The following is a 9,316-nucleotide window of genomic DNA, read 5'->3' as shown; positions in this document are numbered from 1 at the left end:
AAGGCCGCCGCCGGCATCTATTCCGGCGGCGGCCCTTTTTGGAAAGTCGCGTCGCGTCAGGCGAACGACAGATGGTTCGCCGGGCGTGCCGCGGTACGGCGCCGCATCGCGCCGCCGACCAGCACAAAGCCAAACAGCATCATCGCCCAGGTCGCCGGTTCGGGGACCGCGGCGATCGAGACGGTGTCGAGCGCAGCGCCGTAAGCGCTCTGATTCTGCGATGCGAAGGACAATAGGGTCGACGTGCTATTCGCCGTGAAATTGAAGGTGTATTTCTGCCAACCCATCGCCGCGCGCGAGACGCCGAACGTATCGAAGGTGAACATGCCATTGGCATCGGCCGCCGCGACCTTCACGGTCTTGATTTCCGGGCCGTTGTCCGGGTTGCCCGCCAGCCAGAAGGTGACTTCATAGGCTTGCCCGATCACGGTCGCAATGGCCTGCTCGATAGCTCCCTGGCTATTGCCGTTGAGGTCGACGCTGCGCGATCCACCCTGAGGCTGCCAATAGTTGCCGATATAATCGACGCTGCCGCTAACCACCGTCCAGGCGCCGATCGTGCCCCCGGCATTCACAGTCGTGAAGGAACCCGGATTGGGACCCGTTTCGAAATCGCCATTGACAACGGTTGCCGCGTTGGCGGTCGCGGGAAGCAGGAGAGCGGCCGCAGCGGCGGCTTTAAGGCTACGCATGGTCAGTGCCCCTTTTTCGTTCCGGTCGTTCTACTCGCGTGGCGGGATGGCCATGCGTTCGACGACTCATTGAACGAGATAACGTGGAACCGATGATTCGTAAACTATTGTTAAGTTCGATTTTTGTCCCGCCGCCGTCCAAATCGGTCAACATGCTTCATAATGGGACGATTAGGGGTGCCGCGATGCCCGCTGCGAGGGAAATTTTGCGATTTTTCGTGACCGGGGGACCAGCGGGCCAAATTAAATTCGGGTTATGAAATGTTAGGTCCTGTTTGTTTCCCGAAAGGCAGGCGGCTTGCGTTGGCGGCGCGCCATCGACGCCGATGGCGGTTCCGAGCGCGGCCCCGTTTCCGCGGGCTCGTCACGGCCTGCTCCTTTGCCGCCGCATCTATATCGTCGGCGACGGAAGCCTCGCGACCATGGCGACGAGTTGTGCCTGGCTGGTTGCGCCAGTCTTGCGGAAAATGCCCTTCAGCAGGAAGCGCACGGCGTTGAGGCTGACGGCGCGGAGCGCGGCATAGTCCCTCAGGCTCTGTCCCCCCGCGAGCGCGACGGCGAGGCGCGCCTCGGCCGGGGTCAGGCCGAACCATTGGGCAACGCGGTCGATCGCGACCACCGGGGTTTCGCCGGGCGCACTGCCCAGCGTGACGATGAGCGAGGCGCCGAGGTCGGTGCCGCCGATCCGTTCAGCCGATTGGCGTGAGATACGCGCGACGAGGACGGGGCATTCGGTGCCCTCCGCGCTCGTCGTCTGAAAGGCGAGGCCGGCCGGAGCGGGGCTTTTGGCGAGGTCGAGGAGCTGTTTCTGGCTTGCGGGGTGAGTGAAGGCGAAGCGGCCGTCGGTCCGGCGGATGAAGCCGGCGCGCTCATAGCGGTCGGCGCGGCTGTTTGCGGCGAGGATATTGAGCTGATCGTCGAGGCTGAAGATCGCAAAGGGCGCGGCGTCGGCGGCGGCGCGCGCCGCGCCAGCGGCAAGCTCGAGCGTCGCGAGGCGGTCGCTGATCCGCATCGCCCGTTGGATATGCGGCGCGAGCACGCGCAGGCCGCGCTTCAGCTTCTCGGCATCGCGGTCGCCCGGGCCAGGCAGCATCAGTCCCAGTCGTTCGCCTCCGCGCCGGTCGAGCAGCACCCCGACGAGCCGGTCGATGCCATAGGGGGCCAGGAAGTTGCGGAAGAATTCGGATTCGTAGAATTCCTCGCGGGTCATGATGTCATAGCTGTCGACGACGCTGCCGTTGGCATAGCGCATCAGCTTGCGCGACCAGGGATGGCTGCCCGCATAGACGGCGGAATAGATTTCCTGGATGCCCGCGGCGAGGCCCGTCGCGGCGACGAAGCGCGCGCGCGGCGGATTGTTGCCTTCCCACAGGATGAAGGCGGCTTCCCAACTGAGGGGACATAGCGCGCCGGTGATGCGCGCGAGCGTGTCGTTCCAGCTTTCGGGATGGAGCACTGAGTCGTATATGTCGCCGATCAGCGCGTTCAGCACTTCCCATTCGGCCGGCGCATTATGGTCGGGCGGAAAGGTCGGAACGCGATCGGTCGGCATGCGCTTCCCCGGCTGCTTCGCCCCTTGATAGAGCAAAAATTCGCCCACGCTACCCATGTGGGTAGCGAAACTGTCGCGCGAATCGGGCAAAGAGCGGCTGCGACCCAATGGCGGGATGATCGCAAGACCATCCCGCTTCTAGAAGCCCGCCGGATTCCGACGGGCTTCTTTTTTGTGCCCGGCCCGTCGGTTGCGCCCGGCGGGAGGGCGAAAAAGAAAAGGCGGCCGGGGACGGCCGCCTTTGAGTGGTGAATGGACTGTCATCCATTCGGGTCGCAGATCGACATATAAGGGGATTCGAAAGCGAGTCCTGTGAAATATTATTGCTGTCCTGTAACGGGACGTGCACGCTTCTACGCCTTAATGCGTTGTCGCTACCTGATGCGCTGTCCGCCCTTCCACAGCATCGTCGCGCGCCCCTGAACCGGCATTCCGTCGAACGGCGTGTTGCCGGCCCAGGCCGCCATCTTTTTCGCATCGACCTGCCAGGGCGTGCCCTCGTCGATCAGGATGAGGTCGGCCTCCAGTCCGGGCTCGATGCGGCCGGCTTCGAGGCCGAGCAGCCTTGCGGGGTTCGCGGCGAGCAGGTCGAAGAGGCGCGCGGCGCCGATATGGCCGTCGCGGACGAGCTGAAGGCCCATCGCGAGCAAGGTCTCGGCGCCCGCCATGCCGGGCTGCGCCTCGGCGAAGGGGAGGCGCTTGTCCTCGGGACCGCGCGGATCGTGACCCGATGCCAGCACGTCGATCGTGCCGTCGGCGATCGCGGAGAGGCATGCGTGGCGATCGTCCTCGCTGCGCAGCGGCGGCGAAAGGCGGGCGAAGGTGCGGAAATCGCCGATCGCAGTATCGGAAAGGAAGAGGTGGGCGGGCGTAATGCCGCAGGTGACCGGCAGGCCCTTTGCCTTGGCGGCGCGGATCAGGTCGAGCCCGCGCGCGGTGGTGACCTGGCGGAAGTGGATCGGCGCGCCGACCTCCTCGGCCAGACAAAGGTCGCGTGCGATCGCGATCGCTTCGGCGATCGCGGGAGCCGAGGCGAGGCCGAGGCGGGTCGCCATTTCGCCGTCGGTCGCGACCGCGCCGGCGGTCAGGCCTTCGTCCTCGGCATGGACGATGGTGACGAGGCCGAGCGAAGCGGCATAGGCGAGGACGCGGCGCATCACGCCCGCATCGGCAATGCGGGCGCGACCGGTGGCGACGGCGCGCGCGCCCGCCTGTTTCATCAGGCCGATTTCGGCAAGTTCCTTGCCCTCGAGACCCTTGGTTGCGGCGGCGAGCGGATGGACCCAGAGGTCGGGCTTGCCGCCTTTGGCGGCGCGCTCGACGAGCCCGGCGCCGTCGAGGGGGCCGCTGTCGGGCATCAGCGCGGCGCGGGTGATGCCGCCGAAATGGAAGGCGGGCTTGTCGGTCGCGAAGACGCCGAGATCGATGATGCCCGGGGCGAGCCACTGGCCCTTCGCATCGACGGCTTCGATGCCCTCGGGCACTTCGGTCGGGTCGATTGCGGCGATGCGGCCGTCCATTGCCAGCAGGCTTCCCGGACGCGGTGCGTCGCCATCGATCAGCCGCGCGTTGAGGATGTGGAGCGGTTTCAGTTCCATCCCGGCACTCCCCGCTTCCGGCGTGTCAGGATGTCGAGGCACGCCATGCGTACCGCGACGCCCATTTCGACCTGCTCGGTGATCGTCGAGCGGGTGGGGTGATCGGCGACGCTGCTGTCGATCTCGACCCCGCGATTCATCGGGCCGGGGTGCATGACGATCGCATCGGGCTTTGCCTTTTCGAGGCGCTTCGGCGTCAGGCCGTAGAGCGCATGATATTCGCGCGCGCTGGGAAGGTAGGCGCCGTCCATGCGTTCGTTCTGGAGGCGGAGCATCATCACGACGTCGGCGTCCCGCAGTCCTTCGTCCATATCGGTGAAGGTGGTGACGTGCATCCGTTCCATCGCGGGAGGGATCAGCGTCGGCGGCGCGACGACGCGGACCTCGTTGCCGAGCAGCGTGAGCGCGAGGATGTTCGAACGCGCGACGCGGCTGTGCAGCACGTCGCCGCAGATCGCGATCGTCAGCCCTTCGACCTTGCCGAGGCGGCGGCGGATGGTGAGCGCGTCGAGCAGCGCCTGCGTCGGATGCTCGTGGCGGCCGTCGCCCGCGTTGAGGACGGGGCAATCGACCTTGTCGGCGATCAGTTGGACCGCACCCGAGCTGGCATGGCGGATCACGATCGCGTCGGCGCGCATCGCGTTCAGCGTCATCGCGGTGTCGATCAGCGTCTCGCCCTTCTTCACGCTCGACTGCGCGGCGTGCATGTTGACGACGTCGGCGCCGAGGCGCTTGCCCGCGATTTCGAACGACAGCAAGGTGCGCGTCGAATTCTCGAAAAAGGCGTTGATGATCGTCAGACCCGCGAGCCGGCCGTCGTGCTTCGCGGCGCCGCCGCGGTTCATTTCGACCCACTCTTCGGCGGCGTCGAGAACGTAGGAAATCTCCCACGGGGTGAGCTGGGCGATGCCGATCAGGTGGCGATGGCGAAAGGCATCGCCGCCGGGCGGATAATCGCTGGCGGGTCGGGTGGTTGCGCTTGTCATTAAAGCCGAGCCTTTAGGTGGCGGCGCGCAAATAGGCAAGCGCCGAGGCGAGCCATGGTTCCAATAGTCCGAACCGCCAAAGGACGAGCAGGACGATGTCGAGCCAGAGCCAGATGACCATCCACGTTGCGAAGGGCTGCTTGCGCGTCTTGTGGCGGACGAGGCGCGCGGCGAGTATGGTCCCGAAGGCGCCGCCGAGAAAGGCCCAGAGGAGCAGGGCGGCCTCGGGAATGCGCCGGTCGCCCGCTTCCGCCTTGTGCTTGTCGAGGGCCATCAGCACGAAGGCGATCAGGTTCGCCCCGATGAGCCAATGGACGACATATCCGGCCATCAACGGGTCAGCGCGTCGATCGCGCCCTGAAGGATGAAAGCGGCGGCGGCGCTGTCGATGCGCTCTGCTCTTTTTGCCCGGCTGACGTCGGCGGCGATCATCGCGCGTTCGACCGCAGCGGTCGACCATCGCTCGTCCCAGAGGAGGATCGGCAGGCCGAGCGGCAGCAGATTGCGCGCGAAGGCGCGCGTGCTTTGCGTGCGCGGGCTGTCGGAGCCGTCCATATTGAGCGGCAGCCCGACGACGAGGCCGACGATATTATTGTGTGCGATCAGCGTTTTCAGCGTTTCGAGGTCGGTCGAGAATTTCTTGCGGATGATCGTCTTGTCAGGGGTCGCGAAGGACCAGTTGACGTCGCAGAAGGCGACGCCGATGGTCTTGGTGCCGACATCGAGGCCCATCAGGCGGCCGGCGTTCGGGACGTGGGCGGCGAAATCGGGGGCGGCGGCGGTGATCATGGGCTGCGTCTAAAACCAAAACCTCGTCATTGCGACCCCGGCGAAAGCCGGGCGAAGCAATCCGGAGCGGTTTAAGCCCGCGCCGGATTGCCGCGTCGCTTCGCTCCTCGCAACGACGAGCCTGGAAGTTTGGTCCCAGCATGTGATGGTGTAAATTTGCCACCGTTACAGCGGAGGAACCTACACGCTCGACGAGGCGGGGCAGATCATCCGCCGCGACGAGACGCGCACCAGCGCGCCGACCGAAGGGGCGCCGCACGAGGTCTATTACCGCTTCGGCGGGCGTCAGGTCGGAATGACGGGGAACAACGGCACCGCCGATCTCTCCTATACCGCATCGATCGCGGACCGCGCCGGAGTGCGTCCGGCGACGAGCGCGACGACCGCCGGGTTGTTCCACAACGGCACCAAGACCGGCGCTGCCGCCTACGCTGACTTCGGCCTTTCCTACGATCCCTATAACAGCGGCTATCAGGGTGCAGCGGGCGGCACCTATACGGTGCGCACCGGCGACACGCTCGCCAGCATCGCGCAGGCGCTGTGGGGCGACGCCAACCTCTGGTACAAGCTCGCCGCCGCGAACGGCATGAGCGGCAACGCCGCGCTGATCGAGGGCCAGACGCTCACCCTCCCCACCGGCGTCACCCGGAGCAGCCACAGCGCGAGCACCTTCAAACCCTATGATCCCACCGACGCCCTCGGCGACCTCAGCCCCACCACGCCGAAGCCGCCCAAGAAACCCAAGTGCGGTGTGTTCGGACAGATATTGGTCGCGGCGATCGCCATCGGCGTGGCGCTGATTGCGACGGCAGGCGCCGCCTCGGCCCTTTCGAGTGAGGCGTTCAGCACCGTATTGGGGGCCATGACCGGCGGCGCGGCCGTGACCGGCGTCTCGGCGGGCGCGTGGATCGCGGGCGGTGTCGTCGGCGGCGCGGTCGGTTCGATGGCGAGCCAGGGCTTTGCGGTCGCCACCGGGATACAGGAGAAGTTCAGCTGGAAGGGTGTCGGGCTCGCAGCGATCGCGGGCGGGGTCGGCGGCGCGATCGGCGGCGGCGGCTTGTTCGGCGAGACGGGACTGTTCGGCAGCGGCACGGCGGCGACAGCGGCGCGCGCCGCGGTCGGCAGCGCGGTCACGCAGGGCATCGGGGTCGCGACAGGGCTGCAAAGCAAGTTCGACTTCGCGGGCGTCGCGGCGGCGGGGATCGGCGCGGGGGTCGGCCTTGAGGTCGGCAAGCGCATCGGCGGCGCGGGGGTCGGCACCTTCGCCGCCTCGATCGCCGCTTCGGCCATCGCCAACGCCGCGACGCGCAGCGCGATCGAAGGCAACAGCTTCGGCGACAACCTCCTCGCCGCCATCCCCGACACGATCGCCCAGATCGCCATGCGCGGGCTCGGCACGGCCGTTGATGGCGTGTCGAGCGATAGTAACGGCGGGAGTGGAGGAGGAGGCGGCATCGCCGAAGACCGCTACGCGGGCGGCAAGATGGCGCGCCTGAAGGCCGACGCGCGCGCCAAGCCGGCATTCGTCGGTCTGCTGCCCGCGAACGGGCTCAGCCAGTCGGCATCCTATGCCGGATCGTCGTTCCGCATCAGTTCGGTGTCCGACGCGATGCGCTTCGCGCTCGGCGCCGTGACCGGCAGCGGCGAGGGCATCCGGACGGGCGTGCCGACTATCGGCGATATCATCGTCACCGGGCGGACGCTAATGAGCGCACAGGCCCTGGTGGCTCTCAATATGGAATTGGTGCAGTTATATGGGCGACAAGAGGCAAGGCTCGCTCCGCCTTATCGTGCTCGCTACGGCATTACCAATCCGGCGCCGCTGCGGCAGGCGTCGGTCGTTTCCGAACCCAGTCGCTGGGACCGGTTTACCGATGGAGTTTACCAAAAGATCAAAGGGGTGGCCTTGCCTTCGATGATTCCCACATCGGTGGACGATCTCGCGTTCCAAGCCAAGAGCCCGATTGGCTACAGCATCGTTCAGCATAACAAAGCGAAGGAATGGTACGGCAATCTGGGATCCTGGTTCGGCCCGCAAATGATGGCCTTGCAAGTAGGCCGCCCGCCTCGGCTTATGCTCAGTTCTATGGCAGCAGGAACGCGGGCCGCAGAGGGTACGCCTTCGATTGAGGCTGCCTATCAGGCTCGTTATGCTTCGGCATATGAGCGGGGGGTTGTTCATGTCGATGCACGACTTGCTAGTGGAGATATTGTTGCGCCGGTAGGTCAGCCTCCCCACCTGTTTCGCGCCAACCAAATAGATGATTTCGCCCGTCAGGATTTGAAGGCGTTTGCTCTGCAACAGGGGCATGGTGCGGACATGGTCCGCATTAATCAGCGCCTCTACATCGAAGGTTCTAGTGGAAAATACCGTATTCCCGATCTATATTTCCCGCAAAGCGGAACGATATTAGATGGGACACTTGGGTTTAAAAATGCTCGTAGACCACAAATAGTCGACTTCAGGGCCGCCAACGGAAATGCACCTATCGGGATTGTCCGACCGGAAGTCTATGGCGGCTCTTACTGGATCGCAAAATAGGAACCGAAAATGATTATAGTCAGCGAAAATCTACGTGACCTGCGGAGCGAAATTATCTATCTTAACCTAAATAGTGGCGGTCAAAGCTACCCCACTGAATTTCAGACCTATGATGAAGGTTGGGAAAGCCTCAATCAGAGCCTCGCCCATCTCCGTGGTAAACTGGGCGAGGCCCGTTATGCTCAGTTGGTGGAGATGGCGACCCAGGCCAAGGTTCACTACGATGAAGGCTATGCTATCAATGATCGAACGGCGGAGGTGATTCCGGGATTTGATCACATCAAACTTGGTTCGCGGCTGATGCAGGACATGGAGCAGGTGGTGAAAGGCAAGCCACCTTTCGCCTATCCAGAGGAACTATACCGCTGGCCGCGATAGGGAATTACGGTGACAGTTTACTTAACCCCTAAACTCACCGCCTTTCAAAAACCGCTGTCCTACAAAATCAGCGTGCTTTAGCCTCCTCGCTGTGCCGCGCTCGGTCTCTTTCTTCGCATCGCGCGCGGGCGTGGTTCCGCGCCCGCGGCACAGCTTGGCGGGGTGAGCTTAAAGCGACAAAGGCGGCATTCTTGACGTGCGCGTCCGTCTCTTTTGTCGCTTTAAGAATGATGCGTCGCCAGAAAGGAGATGCCCCAAACCCTGAATCGCGAGTGAAGTTGCGCGGTTTTCCGGCTATCTCGGCACGGGGTTCAGCGGCCCGCCCCCCACGAAATCTTCTACCGCTTCGCCGGGCGGCAGATGGGGATGACCGGGAACAACGGCACCACCAACGTCGCCTATGTCCAGTCGACCGACGACCGCGCGGCGCGGCGTCCCGACGCGACGTCGGCGACGGCGGGGCTGTTCCGCGACGGTACGAAGACGGGCTCTGCGGCCACCGCCGACTTCTCGATGAGCTACGACGCGTACAACAGCGATTACCAGGGCGGCGCGGGCGGGGTCTATACCGTATGCCGGTTCCGCCCCGGGGTGCAAGGTATCCCCGGAGCGGTTAGCTGCGAGCGGATCAGATCCGCTCGATGATGATGGCAGGAGCCATGCCGCCCGCCGCGCACATGGTGACGAGGCCGTACCGTCCCCCCGAACGTTCGAGTTCGTCGAGCGCGGTGCCGATCAGGATCGACCCGGTGGCGCCGATCGGGTGGCCGAGCGCCATC

Annotated in this window: 9 protein-coding genes and 1 pseudogene; 3 read left to right on the top strand and 7 right to left on the bottom strand. The window is 64.9% G+C overall.

The features are described from left to right. Positions 1-56: 56 nt before the first annotated feature. The 6 genes from J1N50_RS17870 to ruvX all read right to left on the bottom strand — a co-directional run bounded on the left by J1N50_RS17870 (position 57) and on the right by ruvX (position 5,617). Positions 57-692, bottom strand: a complete 636-nt coding sequence (locus J1N50_RS17870) for a choice-of-anchor C family PEP-CTERM protein (protein ID WP_246553519.1) — start codon at positions 690-692, stop codon at positions 57-59. Positions 693-1,083: 391 nt separating this feature from the next. Further along, entirely contained in the window at positions 1,084-2,244 is a 1,161-nt protein-coding gene (locus tag J1N50_RS13930; protein WP_215354553.1) for a helix-turn-helix transcriptional regulator, read from the bottom strand. 374 nt (positions 2,245-2,618) lie between these two features. Then, positions 2,619-3,842: a dihydroorotase gene (locus tag J1N50_RS13925; RefSeq protein ID WP_215354550.1), complete on the bottom strand. Its 1,224-nt coding sequence runs from the start codon at positions 3,840-3,842 to the stop codon at positions 2,619-2,621. Then, the gene (locus J1N50_RS13920) at positions 3,833-4,828 is read right to left on the bottom strand and encodes an aspartate carbamoyltransferase catalytic subunit (protein WP_215354548.1); all 996 of its coding nucleotides are present in this window, start codon (positions 4,826-4,828) and stop codon (positions 3,833-3,835) included. Before J1N50_RS13920 ends, J1N50_RS13925 begins: the two co-directional genes overlap by 10 nt. Before the next feature lie 13 nt (positions 4,829-4,841). Beyond that, positions 4,842-5,159 carry a DUF1294 domain-containing protein gene (locus J1N50_RS13915; protein WP_215354545.1) on the bottom strand — a complete coding sequence of 106 codons (318 nt, stop codon included), beginning with the start codon at positions 5,157-5,159 and terminating at the stop codon, positions 4,842-4,844. Continuing rightward, positions 5,159-5,617: a Holliday junction resolvase RuvX gene (gene ruvX / locus J1N50_RS13910; RefSeq protein ID WP_215354542.1), complete on the bottom strand. Its 459-nt coding sequence runs from the start codon at positions 5,615-5,617 to the stop codon at positions 5,159-5,161. Before ruvX ends, J1N50_RS13915 begins: the two co-directional genes overlap by 1 nt. A gap of 295 nt (positions 5,618-5,912) precedes the next feature. Here ruvX and J1N50_RS13905 point away from each other — a divergent pair, with 295 nt between their 5' ends. From J1N50_RS13905 to J1N50_RS13895, 3 genes are all read left to right on the top strand, one after another. Further along, the gene (locus J1N50_RS13905) at positions 5,913-8,159 is read left to right on the top strand and encodes a LysM peptidoglycan-binding domain-containing protein (RefSeq protein ID WP_215354524.1); all 2,247 of its coding nucleotides are present in this window, start codon (positions 5,913-5,915) and stop codon (positions 8,157-8,159) included. 9 nt (positions 8,160-8,168) lie between these two features. After that, complete coding sequence (locus J1N50_RS13900; RefSeq protein WP_215354521.1) at positions 8,169-8,537, top strand: hypothetical protein; 369 nt, start codon at positions 8,169-8,171, stop codon at positions 8,535-8,537. Positions 8,538-8,903: 366 nt separating this feature from the next. After that, positions 8,904-9,182, top strand: a complete 279-nt coding sequence (locus J1N50_RS13895; protein ID WP_215354518.1) for a hypothetical protein — start codon at positions 8,904-8,906, stop codon at positions 9,180-9,182. On the opposite strand, the pseudogene J1N50_RS13890 reads toward J1N50_RS13895, so the two are convergent. Continuing rightward, positions 9,166-9,316 (bottom strand): annotated as a pseudogene (locus tag J1N50_RS13890) (acetyl-CoA C-acyltransferase); the annotation flags it as partial. The gene J1N50_RS13895 and the pseudogene J1N50_RS13890 sit on opposite strands and share 17 nt — an antisense overlap.

Origin of the sequence: Sphingopyxis soli, from assembly GCF_018682675.1 — a bacterium.
GTDB lineage: Bacteria > Pseudomonadota > Alphaproteobacteria > Sphingomonadales > Sphingomonadaceae > Sphingopyxis > Sphingopyxis soli.
Note: the sequence above shows the minus strand (reverse complement) of the source record. Positions and strands in the feature narration are given on the sequence as shown.